This window comes from Sporomusaceae bacterium (genome assembly GCA_031460455.1).
GTDB lineage: Bacteria > Bacillota > Negativicutes > Sporomusales > UBA7701 > Anaeroselena.
Map to the genome: position 1 here is coordinate 215,669 of JAVKTQ010000002.1, position 17,972 is coordinate 233,640.

Here is a 17,972-nt window from a genome sequence, read left to right on the forward strand (position 1 = left end):
ATGTTTCATCGTCCGCGCGTCATACCAAGCCTCCTACTTCGGAAAAACGGGCTGGTCAAAACACTAAAGTTCAAAGACCAACGTTATATCGGCGATCCCATCAACGCAGTCAAAATATTCAACGAAAAAGGCGTGGACGAACTAGTGTTGCTGGACATCACCGCCACCACGGACAAACGCGGGCCGAACCTTCCCCTGCTTGCCCGCATCGCTGCCGAAGCCTTTATGCCAATGGCCTATGGCGGAGGCATCACCCAATTTGAAGAAATTCGGGAAATCCTCCGCCTGGGATATGAAAAGGTAATCATGAATACTAGCGCCATAGAAAATGCCGAGCTGATAAGGGAAGCGAGCGAATGCTTCGGCAGCCAGAGTATTGTGATATCGCTTGATACCAAGAAAAACTTTTTCGGTAACTACCATGTAATGACCCATAGTGGCAGCAACGACACAAAACTTGATCCGGTACAATTCGCTCAAGAGGCCGAAAAACTGGGGGCCGGAGAAATACTTTTATACTCGGTTGACAAAGATGGCACGATGAGTGGGTATGACCTTTCCCTCATCAAAAAAGTATCGGAAGCGGTAAACTTGCCAGTGGTCGCTTGTGGAGGCGCTGGGCGGGTAGACGATTTTGCCGCGGCTTTGCACGCGGGAGCGGCAGCAGTATCTGCCGGCAGCCTCTTCGTGTTTTATGGCAAGCACAAAGCAGTGCTGATAACCTTCCCGACAGATGAGGAATTAACAAAAGCAGGGGTGTTTGAATCATGAAACAATACCAGATATGTACCAGATGTATCATGGACACGAGCGATCCTGAAATAACTTTCGATGAAAACGGAGTTTGTAACCACTGTCACAATTTCGATGTGAATATTAAACCCACATGGCGTCCTGATGAGACCGGCAAAGAGATGCTGGAGAAAATTGTTGAAAAAATTAAACGCGAAAGCCAAAAAAACGAATACGAAGCCATTATCGGCCTCAGCGGTGGAGTAGACAGCTCCTACCTGGCCTATGTGGCGGTAAAACAGCTGGGCTTGCGCGTACTGCCGGTTCATATTGACGGTGGCTGGAACTCGGAAATTGCCGTAAGAAACATCGAGAATGTATGTAAAAGCTTAGGCCTCGATCTTCATACGTATGTTGTCGACTGGGACGAAATGAATGATCTGCAGGCGGCTTTCGTGCGTTCCGGGTTAGCTAATCTTGACGTTCCCCAGGACCATGCCTTTTATGCCGGTGTTTATAAATTTGCCGCAGACAATAATATCAGATACGTCCTAAGTGGTTCAAACTGGGCGACAGAAGGAATTTTGCCGCCTGCATGGGGATATATGGCCAAGGATCGCCGGCACCTGGAAGGCGTTCATGAGCGATTCGGGAAGATGAAACTTAAAACCTTCCCTCGCATCTCGATGCTCGAACGCAAATTATATTATCCATATATCAAAGGGATCAAGGTTGTCACTGTTCTCGATTACATGCCGTACAATAAGCAAGATGCCATGAAAGTACTGGAAACGTTAGGATGGCGTTATTATGGCGGCAAGCACTTTGAATCCCGGTTCACAAAATTCTTCCAGGCGTATTATCTGCCGACGAAGTTCGGCTATGACAAGCGGCGGGCCCATTTGTCAAGCCTAGTAGTCTCGGGTCAAATGACCCGGGAGCAGGCCCTTGCAGAAATGGAAACAGAGCAATATCAGCCGGACGAACTGCGTGAGGACAGGGAGTATGTTTTGCGGAAGTTGGACATGTCGGAGGAAGAATTTGAAGCAATCCTGAAGGCGCCCAATAGGACGTTCCGCGACTATCCTTCCAGTCATGAATATTTGGAAGTATTCCGTAAGATACGCAGCTTCTTTAGAAAATTTATGTAAAAGTACAAGTAGCGGCAGGAGAAGTGAAGATGAGCGAGCCCCCGGTTATTTGCCATTTGACATCTGTCCACTCGCCCCATGATGTGCGAATTACGGTTAAAGAATGTACATCACTGCGAAAAAAAGGCTATGGAGTGCATCTCGTACACCTGGGTTCGCCCGTCGAGCCGATTAACGGTATTTGCCTTCACGCTGCCGGGCCCCTGGAGGAATCCAGGTTGCAGCGGATGTTTTTCGGCGTATGGCGGGTTTTTTCTGTTGCTGTACGCCTTAAAGCGCAAATCTACCACTTTCACGACCCGGAATTATTGTTCGTTGGCCTGTTTCTCAAGCTTCTAGGCAAGAAGGTAGTATATGATGTTCATGAAGATGTCCCGCGGCAAACACTCTCGAAGCACTGGATCGACCAACGGTTGCGGCGATTAATGTCCAAAACAATCGAAATTATCGAGGCCGTGGCCGGGCGATGCTTTGACGCGGTAGTTGTCGCGACGCCATATATTGGCGAAAGGTTTGCCGCGATAAACAGAAACACGTTTGTCATCAACAACTTTCCCATCAACGGAGAACTTGCGGGCGATGCAAGTCTGGACGGCGAACGGCGGCGGGAGGTATGTTACGTTGGCGGCATATCTGTAGACCGGGGCATAAAAGAAATGGTATCCGCTGCTGAAAAAGCTCAAGTTAAGCTTATTCTTGCGGGGGAATTCTCGAACGCAGCCGAGCGGGCGGAGGTCGAGTCAATGCCCGGCTGGAAGGATGTCGAAGCTTTAGGTTTTGTCGGCCGCCAGCAGGTAAGGGAAATATTGACGCAATCGATAGCGGGCCTTGTAGTTCTCCGTCCCATTGTCAACTACTTTGTATCACAGCCGATTAAAATGTTCGAATATATGGCAGCAGGTATACCGGTGATCGCTTCCGATTTTCCTTTATGGAAAGAAATTGTCGAAGGGCATGAATGCGGTATCTGTGTCGACCCGCTGGATGGCGGCGCCGTTGCTGCCGCCATCGAATGGATACTGGACAACCCTACGGAAGCCAGACTAATGGGTGAACGCGGCCGGCGGGCAGTTCTCGATGTTTATAACTGGGAGCGGGAAGAAGAAAAACTGTACAGCCTTTATGAGGGTTTGTCCGGTAAAGCTACTGTGTGAAGTCTACTCAAAAAGGAGAATGGGAATGAAGACAGAGGAATGCCAGCAAAAAAAAACCAGTCAGGGTGCCTATAATCTGTTATCGGTAGTTCGTCAAGCCAAATGGCTGATCCTGATTATTACCTTTATTTGTTTGGCAGGTTCTTTAGCCTACATTCAGACAAGAAAGCCAGTTTATGTAAGCGAGGCGGCCTTTCAGTTCTGCGAATATAACGATACTGGCGTTGGCCGTCAGCTTACCCTCGGAAACCCCGAAGCCGTCTTGGTTGATTTGACGAATAAGTTCGGCCCGAAAACGCAGCAGTCCCCCTACCTTGTCGTTCAAATGGAAAAATCGACGCTTAAGATGCGGGCATATGGCACGGACCCGGCGGAGACAAAGAAATTCCTCGAAGGTATCGTTAGCCGGACCGAGCAAGATAATGCCAAGCATTACAATGCGATGGTAAGAAAACAGGATGAATTAATGGCATCCCTGAAAAGCCAGCGGCAATCCATTGTCGATGCATTGACCAACCTGAATTCCAAAGCCGGTGACGGGTTGTATGACGGTATTTCCGTGCCTTTGTTGATGAGGTTGCAGTATGATCTGGACCAAAGGATATATCTCACCGAATTTAACGTGGTAAAACCGCCGCTTATTGTTCAGCCGCCTACCTTACTCCAAGGTTCTCAGGCGGGGCGGCTCTACTTTATTGTCTTGAGCATTCTCGTCGGCTTTGGTGGGGGAATAACACTAGTTTTGGCGCGGAATTATTTTAGAAACCTGTCCGGCCATCGGCAAGCCTGACAAAGTCTTGCTGGTGGATGTCTGAGGGTTGATAAACAGGAGACGAAAAACTGGCGGGGTATGCTATGAAAATCGCAACGGTTGTCGGTGCCAGACCGCAATTTGTCAAAGCTTCGGTCGTATCCAAAGCCATCGAAGAATATAACAGCAGCTGTTCAGGTTCTCCCATTGAAGAGATACTCATAAATACCGGCCAGCACTATGACTCCAACATGTCCGCTGTTTTTTTCGACGAAATGCGTATCCCCAAGCCGGGTTATTCGTTAGGCATAGGCGGCGGGTTGCAGGGCGCCATGACCGGCAGAATGATTGAAAAGCTGGAAAATATCATGTTACAGCTCAAGCCTGACGTTGTCTTAGTCTATGGAGATACGAATTCAACTTTGGCCGGAGCTCTTGCCGCCGTAAAACTTCATATTCCGGTTGCCCACGTCGAGGCGGGGTTGCGTTCGTTCAACATGAACATGCCTGAGGAAATCAACAGGATATTGACCGATAGGATTTCGCAGTGGCTGTTTTGTCCCACCGCCACAGCGGTCGAGAATCTGAAGCGTGAAGGCTTTATTATGAGCCATCACAGTGGCAATGGCAATAATAACCCCCGACTGACCCTTATCGGCGATGTTATGTACGACGCGGCCCTATATTATCGCACGATGGCGGTAGCTAGTCCGACGGTGGATAGTCTGATTCGTCAACTCGGCCGGAAACATTTTTATCTGGCAACCGTGCACCGGGCCGAGAACACAGATGACTCGGATGCGTTAGGCGACATATTCCGCGCCCTGAACACCATAGCCAGAAAAACACCGGTTATTTTACCTCTTCATCCCCGTACGAAGAAACTAATCAACTGTCAGCGGATAAATATTCAAAACATTACTCTCATTGACCCTGTCGGCTATTTTGATATGATAATGCTGCTGGAAAACTGTCTCGGCGTGTTTACCGACAGCGGCGGATTGCAAAAAGAGGCGTATTTCTTTTTAAAGCCATGTATCACCTTGCGGCAGGAGACCGAATGGATAGAACTAGTTAATAACGGTTGTAACATTTTAGCGGGAGCAGACTATGAAAGCATAATCAATGCCGAGAGAAACATGGGCGAAATGGCAGTAAAGCATGACGAAGCGTTCTTTGGCGATGGACATGCCGGCGCGAAAATAGTCCGATACCTGGCAATGGAATAAATTATGCATCATCAGAGTACTACTCAGGCGTAATGGAGAATAACTCACAATGTCATTACGACAAATTGCCTGGGCTACCATAATCATAGGTGGGCTGTCGGTGGTTAGCCGGATAATCGGTCTGATCCGTGAAATGGTTTTTGCTGCTTTTTTCGGGGTATCTGCTGACATGGATGTATTTCTGCTGGCCCAGGTCTTACCCTGTACAATAAGCACTGTCTTAGCCACAAGTATCCTTGCGGCCTTTATTCCTGTGTATAGCCGCCATATGGCCAAAAACGGCCTACAAGCGGGAAGTGAATTGGCTAACAGGATTGTATCCGGTATATTTGCGCTGGCTACTGTATTTTCGATTTTAGCATATTTTGCCGCCCCCGGACTCGCCGCATTGTTGGTGCCAGACTGGCCGCAAGAAACCCGTACGAAGACAATCGAGCTCGTGCGGATATTGCTTCCATGTTTCACCGGTACACTTTTGCTGGCCGTATTTAACGGTGTTCAACAAGCCGGTCATCGTTTTATTTTTCCGTATCTCGGGCCAATAGTTTTTAACCTCACAATAGTAGTCAGTGTTTTGGTATTTGGCACTACCGGCAATATTTACGTACTGGGAAATGCGACGACAGTAGGCGTATTGTTACAAATTATGATACAATTATATGGTCTGAACCAAATGCATTTTAAGTTTAGCTTCGTCCAACCGACATCCATATTTCCGAAAGAACTAATGGCTTTTCTGTTACCGGCGCTCATGGTTACGATAATTGTCGACGCTGCCTTCATTATTGACCGGATGTTTGTGTCCTTATTACCGACCGGCAGCATTGCTGCCCTAAACTATGCCTACCGGGTGAACTCCTTGACCGTCAACCTTGTAGCCAACTCGATCGCCGCTGGTTCATACCCGGTTATAGCTGCCTGCGTCGGCCGGGCCGATTATAACGAAATGAACCGGAACATAGGCTTAAGTATCCGCATGGCCTTGTTCGCCACAATTCCGGCAATGGTGCTGATACTGGCCTTTTCGGAACCTATTATTGACTTGCTGTTTCAGCGCGGTTCATTTGGGGCGACTGCCGTAGCCAAGACGAGCATGGCACTATTTTTTCTCTCATTCGGAATGCTCGGTGCCGGTGTCTTGGGTATTTTGGGACAAGCAAACTGTGCGCTGCAGAAATCCGGCCTTCTGTTGAGGGTAGCAGCGGCTATGATTACCGTCAAATTAGCATTGAGTCTTGCTTTTGTGAGAATCATGGCGGCAGATGGTCTGGCTCTGGCAACTTCCGGCGCCTATCTAGTAGGTGGAGGAGCGCTACTTTGGTTGTGGAACAAGGATAGCAACACTGCAGGCGCGAAAATCTGGCGGTCGGCTAAACAGAGCATTGTTGCGGCTGGCATTATGGGCCTCAGTTCAAAAGTTTTTTTCTATCTTGTTGGTATCGCTATTCTTCCGGCAATAATGTCGTCCCCAATAATGGCTGATAGAGTGGGGCTTATTGTGACCGTCTGCTTCGCCGGAGCGGTATATTTGGGAGTACTCGCTTATGTTAAATCAGAGGGTTTTGAATGGGCCAGGGAAATTTTTTTGCGGAGCAAAACGAAACTGGAAATCCTATGGCGATAGTACTCACCTATAAAACCTACCAAATTAAGCCAGCAATTTATACCGAACCCGTTTGCCTGCAAGTACAATAACGCAGTATTGCGATATGAAAGAGGAGGGATTAAAATGAATATCACTATTATCGGTACAGGATACGTAGGTCTGGTAACGGGAGCTTGTCTCGCAGATGTGGGAAATAATGTCGTCTGTGTTGACAAAGACGAAAATAAAATCCAGGCATTGAAGAATGGCATAATCCCCATTTATGAGCCTGGACTGGAAAATCTCATAAAAAGCAATTGCGCCGAAGGGCGCCTGGTATTTGTAACATCGCTCTTGCAGGTTGAGCACGATACGGACTTCTATTTTATTGCTGTCGGCACACCGCAACGACAGAATGGCGAAGCCAACCTCGACTATATCTTTGAGGCGGTTGCCGAAGTAGGCGAGCATATTAAAGACTACTGCGTCGTTATTACTAAATCAACCGTACCCGTGGGAACGACCGATAAAATAGAACGTCTGATTCGGCGCGAACTGGAAAAGCGGAACTGTAACATAGATATCGACGTTGTAAACAATCCCGAATTTCTTAAACAAGGGGCAGCGGTGTCAGACTTTATGAAACCTGACAGGGTTATTGTCGGTTGTAAAGGCGACCGGGCACGGCATATGATGAGCCAGCTATATGCTCCTTTCGTTAGAAGCCATGATAGGCTGCTGTTTATGGATGTCCGGGCTTCAGAAATGACAAAATATGCGGCCAACTGCATGCTGGCTACTAAGATATCCTTCATGAACGAAGTAGCAATGATCTGCGACCAATTCGGCGTCGATGTTGAAGAAGTGCGCAAAGGCATTGGATCGGACAGTCGTATTGGCTATTCCTTCATCTACCCAGGATGCGGCTATGGGGGATCATGTTTTCCGAAAGACATTAAAGCTCTTATTCAAATGGCCAAGGAACATAACTTTGATCCGCAAATACTGACGGCCGTCGATGGGCGCAATGAAAGACAAAAGCAGGTTCTTGTCGAAAAAGTTTCCAACAGATTTGGCGCCGATTTGAGCGGGAGAAAATTCGCCGTTTGGGGCCTCTCATTCAAGCCAGATACGGACGATATGCGGGAAGCGCCATCCATACCATTGTTGCGCGGGCTTATAAACATGGGGGCTAACATCGTAGCATATGATCAGAAGGCGGTAAAGACGGCCGAATCCGTTCTGCCACAGGAATGGTTTGCCCAAAAGCGGCTTACATTCGCGAAGGGGCAGTATGACGCGGTTGATGGAGTTGATGCGGTAATTCTGGTAACCGAGTGGAAACCGTTCCGCACGCCGGACTTCAAACAGATGAGGAAAAGGATGCGCTTGCCGGTAATCTTTGACGGTCGAAATCAATATGATCCCCAAGTGGCTGAACAATATGGTTTTGAATACTATGGCATTGGACGTCAGGGGGGCAAGGTAAGTGCAGAAAATTCCGCTGGTTGACCTTGTTGCGCAGTATCAATCTATTAAGCTGGAGATTCAGGAAAGAATGAACGCTATTCTGGATAAGGCTTCTTTTATAATGGGACCGGATGTCACGCAATTTGAGGAAGAATTTGCCTCCTACTGCGGAATACCCAATTGTTTAACCGTCGCCAACGGTACCGACGCGTTGCTGCTTGCCCTTAAGGCCATAGGCATTCGGCCGGGGGATTACGTCATAACTGTTCCCAACACTTTCATTGCCTCCAGTGAATGTATCACCAATATCGGGGCGCATCCTGAATTTGTCGATATTGATCCGCGAACTTACCTCATGGACGCCGAGAAACTGGAAGCAAAGATTAAAGAATTGATCATGCGCAAACTTCCGATCAAAGCGGTTATTGCCGTCCACCTTTACGGCCAGCCATGCGAAATGGATGCTATCATGGATGTTGTTCGTAGATATAACCTCAAATTATTGGAGGATTCGGCCCAAGCACACGGTGCCAAATATAAGGGACAACCTATCGGCAGTTTCGGCGATGCAGCCTGCTTCAGTTTCTATCCGGGCAAAAACCTGGGGGCGTACGGAGACGGTGGGGCGGTTATCACCCCTGACAATACTATCGCAGAAAACGTCTCAATGCTCCGCAATCATGGCCGGCACAGAACGGCTAAATACGAGCACGAAATCGAAGGTTATAACAGCCGTTTGGATACAATTCAAGCCGCTGTACTCAGCGTTAAGCTTAAGCACCTTGAAAAATGGACCGAGCAGAGGATTGCCAATGCCGCCCTATACTCACAACTACTGCGGGATTGCCCTGATATTGTAGTACCATATGTGGCGCGTGATGCACGACACGTATACCACCTATACGTCGTCCGCTCCCCCAAGCGGGACGCACTAATGAGGAAACTGGCCGACAATGGTATCGCTTGCGGGGTGCACTACCCTATACCTTTGCATCTTCAGCCGGCGTACCGTTACCTCGGGTACAAACCGGGCGATTTTCCGCAGGCGGAGGCCGCCTGTGCGGAAATTTTCAGTCTGCCGATGTATCCGGAATTAACCAGCACCCAAATAGAATACATATGCGATACAATAAAACTGGTCTGAGTACGGAAATAACTACTGAAGTGCGGGGTAATTCCGGAAGTGAAAGTATGGTTAGTAACGGTTGGCGAGCCGCTGCCTGTTGACGGCGAAGACGTTCGGTTGTACCGAACCGGGCTGATGTCTAAAATGATGGTTGACAGGGGTCACGAGGTACTATGGTGGACCTCTAGCTTTGATCATATCGCAAAAAAACAAAGATGTGATAATGATAAAAAATGCATAATCCAGCCAGGCTTGGACCTCTTTATGCTGCATGCTCCATCATATCAGGCTAATATTTCCGTAGATCGCCTGATAAATCACTTCGGTCTTGGACGTAAATTTTGTCAGCTGGCTAGACACGAAAGCAAACCTGACATAATCCTGGTGTCGTTTCCAACGTTAAAACTTGCGTGGGAAGTCGTGAAATATGCAAACGGGAACAACATACCGGTAGTTGTCGACGTCAGAGATCTCTGGCCGGATATATTTCTCGACCTGTTACCGTCTTGGGGACGGTGGTTGGGCCGCCTTCCGCTGTTTCCCTTGTATAAATGGACAAAACTAGCTTGTGCCGGAGCCACTGGTATAGCAGGTGTTACGCCCGATTTTGTCGAATGGGGGTTAAAATATGCGGGTAGAGCCATTGGCCCTTTCGACCGCGACTTTCCGCTCGGCTATAGTAATCGCCAACCTGGCGCTGCTCAACTCTTGGCGGCCGAACAACAGTGGGCCGCTAAAGGAATAACTTCTCACAAAGGCATCTTCGATATATGTTTTTTCGGCACGTTTGGTAATCAGTTAGATATAGAAACTGTGGTTGAGGCTGCCAAAATCCTTGAACAGGATGACGTCCGTAAATTTCGCTTTATTATCTGCGGGATGGGCGACAAATTTGAATACTATAAATCAATGGTCACGAAAACCAAGAACATTATATTTCCTGGATGGGTAAGTGCTCCGGAGATCTGGTGGCTGATGCGTTCTGCAAAGGTTGGACTTGCCCCATACAAGAGCACGCCCGATTATGAGATGTCTATCCCCAATAAAATTATAGAGTACTTGTCCGCAGGCCTTCCAATAGTTACTAGCCTGCACGGCAGAACTGAAAAAATCTTGGTTGCCAATAGTTGCGGTAAAGTATATACAAAAGGCAATCCGCAAGATTTGGCAACCATATTGCGTGAAATGTACGATAATTCGTCCGGCCTGTCGGCGATGGCTCATTCAGCTAATAAAGTTTTTACAGAGAAGTTTGTCGCAGAGAAGGTTTATTCTGACTATATCGACCATTTAGAATATATTCTGGAAACATGCCGAGCGCAAGCTGATAGTAATAAGCAGAAAAGGAGATAAACAATGCCCGATTTCTCAACCGTCACCGAATTGGCCGGTGACGATGTGTCCCAGGAACAAGTCGAAAGGATCTGCCATCGATACTATTGGGCCGGCGGCTACTGCACCGGCAAGGATGTGCTGGAAGTCGCCTGCGGCAGTGGCCAGGGGTTAGGGTATCTGGCCGGTAAGGCGAAAAGCATGGCAGCCGGGGACTATGAGGGGAAAATCCTCAGCATTGCCAATGCCCACTACGGCGACCGATTTGAGCTAAAACAGTTCGACGCACAGAGCATGCCTTACGCAGACAGCTCAAAAGATATCATCATTCTTTTCGAAGCGTTATACTACATACCATCGGCTTCTAAATTTGCGACCGAGTGCCGGCGGATACTGCGTCCCGGCGGCAAGGTGCTGATAGCCAACGCCAACAAGGACCTGTACGACTTCAATCCCAGCCCATACACTCACGAATACCACGGTGTAGTAGAACTCGAGCGGTTGTTTGCCGCCCAGGGATTTACCGTCGAATGCTTCGGGCACCTACCGATAGGCGAAGTATCGCTACGCCAGAAAGTGCTGCGGCCAGTGAAAAAACTTGCTGTCACCCTCGGTTTGATGCCGAAAACCGCAGAAGGGAAAAAATTCCTCAAAAGACTCGTTTTTGGCGGCCTTGTCAAAATGCCGGCCGAAGTCACTGAAGGCATGTTTCCGTATGAAGAGCCACCGCGACTTGCGCCCTGCGTGCCGGACAAAGAACACAAAGTAATTTACTGCGCGGCGACCTTGTCGCAAAAGTGAGGGGGATATATGCTCAAACGCCTTTTAGACATCATCTTTTCATCATTCGGCCTTATACTTCTTTCCCCCATCCTGCTCGCTCTCGCTATTGCCATCAAGCTCGATTCCCCCGGCCCCATATTTTACCGGGGCGTACGCGTCGGCCGCTACGGAAAACCGTTCCGCATCTTCAAATTCCGTAGCATGGTGCCCAACGCCGATAAAATAGGTGCCGATTCTACCAGCGGCAGCGATATGCGGGTAACTAAAATCGGTCACATTATCCGCAAATTCAAATTCGACGAATTCTCCCAGCTTATCAACGTCTTCCTCGGCGACATGAGCATCGTCGGTCCCCGTCCGGAAGTGCAGAAATTTGTTGATATGTACACCGAAGAAGAGAAAGCAATCCTGACGCTGCGTCCGGGCATTACCGACTGGTCGTCGATTAAGTTTCACAACGAAGGCGACATCATCGAAGCCTCGGGCATCGCTGACGCCGACGAAGCTTACGGCATTCTGATAAGGCCTACCAAACTAAAGCTACAGCTCAAATATGTCCGTGAGCACAATCTATTGATTGATATCAAAATAATTGTCTGTACGATCCTGACCTTGATCTCTACAAGGACTGGCGGCGGGGTAGTCGGGGTTCCCGAAATCTGATCCTTGACTTAATAATTCGGGTACAACAAACAACAATAAAGGGGAAATAAATTCAATGATCAACAAAGTCCGTTTTGTAAATCCGGTACGCAACTACCACATGATCAAAGACGAAATCGACGCAGCCTACTTTGATGTCATGGAAAAAGGCGAATACATCGACCGCTCGCACCTCAAACAATTCGAAGAAAACCTCGCGAAGTTCGTCGGCACCAAATACGCCGTCGGCCTCAACAGCGGCTACGATTCCCTACATATGTCCCTCCGGGCCGCCGGCATCGGACAGGGCGACGAAGTCATCGTCCCCGCCCACACCTTTGTCGCCTCCTGCTCGGCTATCGTCAATGTCGGCGCAACCCCGGTGCTTGTCGACGTCACCAAAGACTTCAACATCGACTGCGACAAAATTGAAGAAGTCATCACTGAGAAAACAAAAGGTATCATGCCTGTCCACCTCAGCGGCTGGATGGCCGACATGCAGCGGGTTATGGCCATTGCCGAAAAATACAACCTCGTTGTCGTCGAGGACGCCTGTCAGAGCCTTGGCGCCAGCATCAACGGCAAAATGGCCGGGGCTTGGGGACTAACCGGCTGCTGGAGTTTTTACCCCTTCAAAATTCTCGGCGGCTACGGCGATGGCGGCGCCATCACCACCAACGACCCGGACGTAGCCGCTTTCGCCCGTAGGATGCGCTACAACGGCGAAGACCGCGAAACTGGTGAATACTTCGGTCACGGCTTCACCTGTCTCCTAGACAACCTCCAGGCCGCCTTTCTCGACGTCAAACTCCGCCATCTGCCTGAAGGCATCAAAAGAAGAAAACAAGTCGCCACGCGCTACAAAGAAGCGCTCAGCGACCTCACGGATCTGCTACTGCCCCACTACGAAAAGCCCGGCTTCGACCACGTCTACCAGAACTACACCCTCAGGTCCAAGCAAGGCAGCGAGTTTTCCGATTACCTTAAAAAGAACGGCGTCGAAGTCCTGACCCAATTCCGCAAGCCCTACTACAAACACGAGGGCCTCAAACTCGTCGACCGCGGCTTCCCCGAGACCGAGGCGCTCAGCCGCGAAGTATGCTCACTGCCCATGAACGTAGAGACCAACGACGAAGAGATCGAATACGTCATCAAAGTCGTCCGCTCCTTCTACGGCAAATAGGAGGCTAGAGAGGAACAATGAAACAATTATCCAGAATAACCGAAACATTTTCCGAGTCCGTCATCCGGGAAATGACGAGAATATGCGACGCCGCCGGCGGCTATAACCTCTCGCAGGGCTTCCCTGACTTCGAAAGCCCTCAGGCCATAAAAGACGCCGCCATCGCCGCCATTAACGGCGGCCTCAACCAGTACCCCGTCACATTTGGCGAGCCCGAACTGCGCGAAGCTATCAGCAAAAAAGTCCTTGCCTACAACGGCATAAAATGCGACCCTGTTACCGACATCACCGTCACCTGCGGCGCCACCGAAGCTATGATCGCCACCCTCAAGGCGATCATCAACCCCGGCGACGAAATCATAGTCTTCGAACCCTTCTATGAGAATTACGGGCCGGACGGCATCCTCTCTGGGGCCACCCCCCGCTACGTCACCCTCTATCCGCCGGAGTGGACCTACCGACCGGAGGAACTGGCCGCCGCCTTCAACGAAAAAACCAAGGCCATCGTCATCAACACCCCCAACAACCCCACCGGTAAAGTCTTCACCCGCGCCGAGCTTCAGGAAATCGCCGACCTCTGCCAGAAGTGGGACAGCTACGCCGTCACCGACGAAATTTACGAACACATCCTCTATGACGGCGCCGAGCATATCTCGCTTGCCGCGCTGCCCGGCATGGCCGACCGCACCATCACCATCAATTCCATCTCCAAAACCTACTCCGTCACCGGCTGGCGGGTAGGCTGGGCGATCGCCGAAAAGACGATCACCAAGCGCATCCGCAAAGTCCACGACTTCCTCACCGTCGGCGCGCCTACCCCGTTCCAGCACGCCGCCGCCGCCGCCCTCACCTTCCCGCCCGAATATTACGCCGGCCTCCAGAGCCACTACGCCGAGGCCCGCCAGTTCCTCTACGATGTCCTCGTCAAAGCCGGCTTCGAGTGCTCGCCTCCTAAAGGCGCCTACTACATCCTGTCCGGCATCCAGAATCTCAAGAAAAAACTCGGCGCCGACGACGATTTCGCCTTCAGTCGCAAGCTCATCGAAGTAGCCGGCGTCGCCACCGTACCAGGGTCGTCCTTCTATTCCGAGCGCAGCAAAGGCATCAGCCAAGTCCGCTTCTGCTACTGCAAGAAATGGGAGACCCTCCACGCCGTGGCGGACTCTCTAAAGAAACTTTCCAAATAACGTTTGAAACTCACGGCAAAGATTAGAATGATCGAGGTGGAGTAATGTCCGGGTCTATCAATTGCCCCCCGCAACCTCCTCAATTCCGCAATGACGACCTGCAGCCGGCGGAAATGCAAAAACTACTGGCTACGATGATGCGGATCCGTGTCTTCGAAGAAAGAATAGCCGACTTGGTGCTCGAAAAAAAAATAATTACTCCCTGCCATCTTTATACCGGCCAGGAAGCAGTCGCCACCGGCGTATGCCACGCACTTAAAAGCGACGATTATCTCTTCGGCACACACCGCTCTCATGGCCATTATCTGGCCAAGGGGGGCGACCTCAAAGCCGCGATGGCGGAAATCTTCGGACGGGCCACCGGCTGTTCCAGGGGGAGGGGCGGTTCGATGCACCTCGTCGCCCCCGAGGTCGGCATCTTGGGAACCTCGTCCATTGTCTCCGGCAGCATGTCGATATCTGTAGGCACGGCGCTGGCCGAATCAATCCGTGGTCCGCAACGGATCACCGTCGTTTTCCACGGCGACGGCGTCCCGGAAGAAGGCAGCTGGCACGAATCCGCCAACCTGGCGGCCGTCAAACGCCTGCCGATCATCTTCATCTGCGAAAACAACCTTTACTGCACCCACCTGGCGCTGGAAAAGCGACGCGTGTACGACAACATCCCGGAAATGGCAAAGGCCCACGGGTTCAAAACATTATCTGCCGACGGCAACAATGTTCTCGAAGTGCTGGCCGTAGCGCGGGAAGCTGTTAAGACTGCCCGGGCAGGCGAGGGTCCCACGCTCATCGAGTGCCGCACCTACCGCTGGCGCGGACACGTCGGCCCCAACTACGACGTCGATCTTGGTTTGCGCGACCAGCAGGAGATCGACGCCTGGAAGGCTCGCTGCCCGATAAAGCATTTCGGCGACTTCCTGGTTGACGCAAAAATCATGACAAGGGCAGAAGTCGAGAGAGTCTGGCAGGAAGCGTGCGACGAAGTTGAACAGGCCGTTGCTTTTTCGCTGGCCAGCCCGTACCCCGACGCCGCCGACGTGACCAAAAACGTTTACCGGGGGGCCAGCCAATGACAGTGATAAGTTATGCTAAAGCTATAAACGAAGCCCACCGGCAGCTGCTGGCCACAGACGAGCGGGTATTCCTTATCGGCCAGGGAGTTGAAAGCCCCTGGTGCGTCGGCACGACCACCCTGGGACTTGTCGAACAATTCGGCACCAACCGGGTAATCGACACGCCAATCTCAGAGCTTGCCGTCACCGGCTCGGCTATCGGTGCCGCAATGACCGGTATGCGGCCAATCGTCTTCCATCCCCGGATGGACTTCATGTATCTGGCTCTCGACCCCATCATCAATCATTGCGCCAGCTGGCACTACATGTTCGGCGGTGCGGTAAACGTACCCGTCACCATCCGCGGGATTGTCAACAGGGGCAACGAGCAGGCCGCTCAGCACTCGCAAAGTCCTTATTCCCTCTACTGCCATGTGCCAGGCCTAAAAGTCGTCGCCCCCGCGTCGCCTTACGACGCCAAGGGATTGCTCGTGGCTGCCGTCAGGGACGATAACCCTGTCCTCTATATCGACGACCGCTGGTTATATCAGACTGAAGAAGAAGTGCCCGACGAGATATACGAAGTTCCCCTCGGAAAAGGCAAAATCTGCCGCGAAGGGACAGACGTGACCGTTGTAGCCGTATCTTACCTCGTTAAAGAGGCAATGACCGCTGCGGCCGAGCTTGGAAAACAGGGGATCAGCGTCGAAGTAATCGACCCGCGCACACTCAAACCGCTGGATAACGACCTTATCCTGGGCTCGGTTAAGAAAACCGGCCGGCTCGTAATCGCCGACCCCGACAACCCTATCTGCAGCCTTGGCGATTATATATCTTCCCTCGTTTACGGCAACCTCTTCGGTAGCCTGAAAGCTCCCGTCCATAGGATAAACCTCCCGGATGCCCCCGCCCCGGCCAGCACTGCCCTGGAAAAGGCATACTATCCGAACCACCAGAACATAGTCACGTCTATCAGAACGCTATTTCGGCAGTAAGGGATAACACTTCGCTTTATCGGCGGCGCACCTGCGCCGCCTCCTGTTTTTTCCCATGACGCGAACTCAAGCGTTATGTCCGGCAGGATAAGGGTTTAAAGCCACGAAGTAATTCATATAACTAATACAGTTCTAATACGCGAAGGAGCGTTCCCCCATGAAAATCATCATCCTCGCCGGCGGCGGCGGCACCAGGCTGTTCCCCCTGTCGCGGGCCAACTACCCCAAACAGTTCCTCAAAATCGGCGGTCCGCAGTCCCTTCTGGCGCAGACGGTGACTCGCTTCCTGCCCCTGGCAGACGCCCGCGATATCGTCATCGTCACCAACCACGAGCACTTCCACCACGTCCGGGCCGAACTCGAAGTCTGCGGCGCCGGCGACGCCCATATTCTTCTCGAACCAGTCGGTCGCAACACCGCCCCCGCCGTCGCCCTGGCAGCCAGCTACTGCCTCGATAACCTCGGCGCGCCCGAAGAGGAACTCCTTCTCGTCACCCCTTCCGATCACCTCGTCGGCAAGCCCGAAGCCTTCGCCCAGGCCATCCGCCAGGCAGCCCCCATGGCCGCCGGCGGCCGCATCGTCACCTTCGGCATCCGGCCCAATAAACCCGAGACCGGCTACGGCTACATCCAGGCCGGCGCCAAACAGGGCGACGGCTACCTCGTCGCCTCCTTCAAGGAAAAACCCGACGCCCAAACCGCCAAACGCTACCTCAAGGACGGCAACTACTACTGGAACTCCGGCCTGTTCGCCTTCACAGTCGGTACCTTCGCCGACGAACTATCCCGGCACCAGCCGGCCATCCGCGCCGCCCTCGATAACCCCTACGCCACCTTGCTCGAACGGTTCGCGGACCTGCCCGACATATCGCTCGACTACGCCATCGCCGAAAAATCCGACCGCATTGTCACCATCCCCCTCGCCGCCGACTGGAGCGACATCGGCTCCTGGGACGCCATCTACGACGTCCTGCCCAAAGACGCCGCCGGCAACGCCATCCAGGGCGACTGCCTGCCGGTCGACTGCCGCGACTCGCTCATCCTCGGCCATAGCCGCCTCATCGCCGGCATCGGCCTTGAAGACGTCCTCGTCGTCGAAACCGACGACGTCATTCTTGTCGCCAAAAAAGGCGAATCTCAGAAAGTCAAAGACATCGTCGCCGCCCTCAAGGCACGAGGCCGCCGCGAAGCCGCCGAACACACCACCGTCTACCGTCCGTGGGGCCGCTACACCGTCCTCGGCGAAGGACCGGGCTACAAGCTGAAGAAAATTGTCGTCAACCCCGGCCAGCGCCTCAGTCTCCAGCTCCACCACCACCGCAGCGAACACTGGATCGTCATCGGCGGCACCGCCAAAGTTACCATCGGCGGCCGGGAACAGCTTATCCCCGCCAACGAAAGCGCCTTCGTGCCTGTCTCCACGAAGCATCGCCTGGAAAATCCGGGCGACACGCCCCTGGAAATGATCGAAGTACAGAACGGCAAGTATTTGGGGGAGGATGATATCGTCCGCTTCGACGACATCTACGGAAGAGCTTGAGGCGGTACATAGAGGCCGTTGATAAGCCGCCATCTGCGGCGTACCCGCAAGGGGTAGCCG

General features: G+C 51.8%; 16 protein-coding genes. All 16 read left to right on the plus strand.

Annotation, left to right across the window (positions count from 1 at the left end; translation table 11 throughout):
* The 16 genes from RIN56_05600 to RIN56_05675 all read left to right on the plus strand — a co-directional run bounded on the left by RIN56_05600 (position 1) and on the right by RIN56_05675 (position 17,912).
* On the plus strand, positions 1-771 hold the full coding sequence (locus RIN56_05600) for an AglZ/HisF2 family acetamidino modification protein (protein ID MDR7866274.1): 771 nt from the start codon (positions 1-3) through the stop codon (positions 769-771).
* Positions 768-1,883: an N-acetyl sugar amidotransferase gene (locus RIN56_05605; GenBank protein MDR7866275.1), complete on the plus strand. Its 1,116-nt coding sequence runs from the start codon at positions 768-770 to the stop codon at positions 1,881-1,883. Before RIN56_05600 ends, RIN56_05605 begins: the two co-directional genes overlap by 4 nt.
* A gap of 29 nt (positions 1,884-1,912) precedes the next feature.
* Positions 1,913-3,037, plus strand: a complete 1,125-nt coding sequence (locus tag RIN56_05610; protein MDR7866276.1) for a glycosyltransferase family 4 protein — start codon at positions 1,913-1,915, stop codon at positions 3,035-3,037.
* A gap of 25 nt (positions 3,038-3,062) precedes the next feature.
* Positions 3,063-3,827, plus strand: coding sequence for a Wzz/FepE/Etk N-terminal domain-containing protein (locus RIN56_05615; GenBank protein ID MDR7866277.1), 765 nt, complete (start codon positions 3,063-3,065; stop codon positions 3,825-3,827).
* Positions 3,828-3,892: 65 nt separating this feature from the next.
* Positions 3,893-5,017 carry a UDP-N-acetylglucosamine 2-epimerase (non-hydrolyzing) gene (wecB, locus tag RIN56_05620; GenBank protein ID MDR7866278.1) on the plus strand — a complete coding sequence of 375 codons (1,125 nt, stop codon included), beginning with the start codon at positions 3,893-3,895 and terminating at the stop codon, positions 5,015-5,017.
* A 100-nt stretch (positions 5,018-5,117) separates the two neighbouring features.
* Positions 5,118-6,641: a murein biosynthesis integral membrane protein MurJ gene (gene murJ / locus RIN56_05625; protein MDR7866279.1), complete on the plus strand. Its 1,524-nt coding sequence runs from the start codon at positions 5,118-5,120 to the stop codon at positions 6,639-6,641.
* A 105-nt stretch (positions 6,642-6,746) separates the two neighbouring features.
* A complete protein-coding gene (locus tag RIN56_05630) occupies positions 6,747-8,114 on the plus strand; it encodes a UDP-glucose/GDP-mannose dehydrogenase family protein (protein ID MDR7866280.1) in 1,368 nt (455 codons plus the stop codon).
* Positions 8,092-9,216 (plus strand): DegT/DnrJ/EryC1/StrS family aminotransferase, encoded by a 1,125-nt coding sequence (locus tag RIN56_05635; GenBank protein ID MDR7866281.1) that lies wholly within the window; start codon positions 8,092-8,094, stop codon positions 9,214-9,216. Before RIN56_05630 ends, RIN56_05635 begins: the two co-directional genes overlap by 23 nt.
* Before the next feature lie 39 nt (positions 9,217-9,255).
* On the plus strand, positions 9,256-10,551 hold the full coding sequence (locus RIN56_05640) for a glycosyltransferase family 4 protein (GenBank protein MDR7866282.1): 1,296 nt from the start codon (positions 9,256-9,258) through the stop codon (positions 10,549-10,551).
* Between the two features lie 3 nt (positions 10,552-10,554).
* Positions 10,555-11,331 (plus strand): class I SAM-dependent methyltransferase, encoded by a 777-nt coding sequence (locus RIN56_05645; protein ID MDR7866283.1) that lies wholly within the window; start codon positions 10,555-10,557, stop codon positions 11,329-11,331.
* A gap of 9 nt (positions 11,332-11,340) precedes the next feature.
* On the plus strand, positions 11,341-11,976 hold the full coding sequence (locus RIN56_05650) for a sugar transferase (protein MDR7866284.1): 636 nt from the start codon (positions 11,341-11,343) through the stop codon (positions 11,974-11,976).
* A 55-nt stretch (positions 11,977-12,031) separates the two neighbouring features.
* The gene (locus RIN56_05655; protein ID MDR7866285.1) at positions 12,032-13,138 is read left to right on the plus strand and encodes a DegT/DnrJ/EryC1/StrS family aminotransferase; all 1,107 of its coding nucleotides are present in this window, start codon (positions 12,032-12,034) and stop codon (positions 13,136-13,138) included.
* 17 nt (positions 13,139-13,155) lie between these two features.
* Complete coding sequence (locus tag RIN56_05660) at positions 13,156-14,325, plus strand: aminotransferase class I/II-fold pyridoxal phosphate-dependent enzyme (protein MDR7866286.1); 1,170 nt, start codon at positions 13,156-13,158, stop codon at positions 14,323-14,325.
* Between the two features lie 134 nt (positions 14,326-14,459).
* Positions 14,460-15,398: a thiamine pyrophosphate-dependent dehydrogenase E1 component subunit alpha gene (locus RIN56_05665; GenBank protein MDR7866287.1), complete on the plus strand. Its 939-nt coding sequence runs from the start codon at positions 14,460-14,462 to the stop codon at positions 15,396-15,398.
* On the plus strand, positions 15,395-16,372 hold the full coding sequence (locus tag RIN56_05670; GenBank protein MDR7866288.1) for a pyruvate dehydrogenase complex E1 component subunit beta: 978 nt from the start codon (positions 15,395-15,397) through the stop codon (positions 16,370-16,372). The genes RIN56_05665 and RIN56_05670 overlap by 4 nt, the downstream gene beginning before the upstream one ends.
* Positions 16,373-16,529: 157 nt before the next feature.
* Positions 16,530-17,912 carry a mannose-1-phosphate guanylyltransferase/mannose-6-phosphate isomerase gene (locus RIN56_05675; GenBank protein ID MDR7866289.1) on the plus strand — a complete coding sequence of 461 codons (1,383 nt, stop codon included), beginning with the start codon at positions 16,530-16,532 and terminating at the stop codon, positions 17,910-17,912.
* Positions 17,913-17,972 lie beyond the last annotated feature (60 nt).

Excerpts from the sequence above, each read along its gene's own strand:
- RIN56_05600 (MDR7866274.1), top strand. The coding sequence starts at position 1 with ATGTTTCATCGTCCGCGCGTCATACCAAGCCTCCTACTTCGGAAAAAC.
- RIN56_05605 (MDR7866275.1), top strand. The coding sequence starts at position 768 with ATGAAACAATACCAGATATGTACCAGATGTATCATGGACACGAGCGAT.
- RIN56_05610 (MDR7866276.1), top strand. The coding sequence starts at position 1,913 with ATGAGCGAGCCCCCGGTTATTTGCCATTTGACATCTGTCCACTCGCCC.
- RIN56_05615 (MDR7866277.1), top strand. The coding sequence starts at position 3,063 with ATGAAGACAGAGGAATGCCAGCAAAAAAAAACCAGTCAGGGTGCCTAT.
- wecB (MDR7866278.1), top strand. The coding sequence starts at position 3,893 with ATGAAAATCGCAACGGTTGTCGGTGCCAGACCGCAATTTGTCAAAGCT.
- RIN56_05630 (MDR7866280.1), top strand. The coding sequence starts at position 6,747 with ATGAATATCACTATTATCGGTACAGGATACGTAGGTCTGGTAACGGGA.
- RIN56_05645 (MDR7866283.1), top strand. The coding sequence starts at position 10,555 with ATGCCCGATTTCTCAACCGTCACCGAATTGGCCGGTGACGATGTGTCC.
- RIN56_05650 (MDR7866284.1), top strand. The coding sequence starts at position 11,341 with ATGCTCAAACGCCTTTTAGACATCATCTTTTCATCATTCGGCCTTATA.
- RIN56_05655 (MDR7866285.1), top strand. The coding sequence starts at position 12,032 with ATGATCAACAAAGTCCGTTTTGTAAATCCGGTACGCAACTACCACATG.
- RIN56_05660 (MDR7866286.1), top strand. The coding sequence starts at position 13,156 with ATGAAACAATTATCCAGAATAACCGAAACATTTTCCGAGTCCGTCATC.
- RIN56_05665 (MDR7866287.1), top strand. The coding sequence starts at position 14,460 with ATGATGCGGATCCGTGTCTTCGAAGAAAGAATAGCCGACTTGGTGCTC.
- RIN56_05670 (MDR7866288.1), top strand. The coding sequence starts at position 15,395 with ATGACAGTGATAAGTTATGCTAAAGCTATAAACGAAGCCCACCGGCAG.
- RIN56_05675 (MDR7866289.1), top strand. The coding sequence starts at position 16,530 with ATGAAAATCATCATCCTCGCCGGCGGCGGCGGCACCAGGCTGTTCCCC.